This is a genomic window from Paracraurococcus ruber (assembly GCF_004353985.1).
Taxonomy (GTDB): Bacteria; Pseudomonadota; Alphaproteobacteria; order Acetobacterales; family Acetobacteraceae; genus Paracraurococcus; species Paracraurococcus ruber.
The window spans coordinates 1-944 of the sequence record NZ_SMOA01000616.1; the positions used below are offsets into that span (position 1 = coordinate 1).

The window sequence follows — 944 nt, forward strand, 5'->3', positions numbered from 1 at the left end:
GGCGGCTTCGGCGACCGGCCGCCGCGCGCGGGCGGCTTCGGCGACCGTCCCCCGCGCAGCGGCGGCGGCGGCGGCTTCGTCCCCTCCGGCCCGGCCGAGGAGATGCGCGGCACGGTGAAGTGGTACAGCGCGGAGAAGGGCTTCGGCTTCGTCTCGCCCGAGGGCGGCGGCCGGGACGTCTTCGTGCATGCCACGGCGCTGGAGCGCAGCGGCCTGTCGCCGCTGACCGAAGGCCAGGCGGTGGTGATGCAGGTGGTGCAGGGCCGCAAGGGGCCGGAGGCCTCGACCCTCACCCGCGCCTGAACCGGCGCGACCGCAGATCGATCGGGGGCGGCGCCTTGGCGCCGCCCTTTTCGCTGCCTATGCCTGGGGCCGGGGCCGCCGCCGCGATTCGGCGCCCGGCACCCGTTGCGGGAGGATGGCCATGCTGCTGCGCCGCGAACGCGCCATGACGGCGGTGGCGATCATGCTGGACGTCGCCTTCCATGCCGGCCGCACCGAGGCGGTGAGCGCCGCCGACATCGCCGACCGGCTGGGCCAGGCGCGGCGGGGGATCGAGCCGGTGCTGCAGGCGCTGTCGCGCGCCGGGCTCCTGGATTCCATCCGCGGCCCGAAGGGCGGCTACCGGCTGGGCCGGCCGCCGCGCGACCTGCGCCTGGCCGAGATCGTCTCCACCGCGCTGGACGAGGATGGCGCGGCGGGCGAGCAGCCGGCCGGGCGGCTGCAGGCCGCGGTCGTGCAGCCGCTCTGGACCGAGCTGGAAGGCCTCTGCCGCGATCACCTGTCGCAGCTCACGGTCGCCGACCTGATCAAGCGCGCCGCCGCCGCCGGCGTGAAGCGGCCGACGGTGGAGCCGCTGAACTTCGTCATCTGACGCGCGGCAGCCCGCGCGCCGCGCGACCGGGGCGCGACGGCGGGGCCGCGCAGGCCCGGCCGCGGGCACC

2 protein-coding genes are annotated in these 944 nt (G+C 77.4%); both read left to right on the top strand.

The genetic code is table 11. The features are described from left to right. Positions 1-303 (top strand): cold-shock protein (locus E2C05_RS32110; protein ID WP_133223636.1); only part of this gene is annotated, 303 nt, incomplete at its 5' end. A gap of 121 nt (positions 304-424) precedes the next feature. After that, positions 425-874: an RrF2 family transcriptional regulator gene (locus tag E2C05_RS32115; protein ID WP_133223637.1), complete on the top strand. Its 450-nt coding sequence runs from the start codon at positions 425-427 to the stop codon at positions 872-874. The last annotated feature ends 70 nt before the right edge of the window (positions 875-944 follow it).

Coding starts and splice junctions, on each gene's coding strand:
- E2C05_RS32115 (WP_133223637.1), top strand. CDS start 425: ATGCTGCTGCGCCGCGAACGCGCCATGACGGCGGTGGCGATCATGCTG.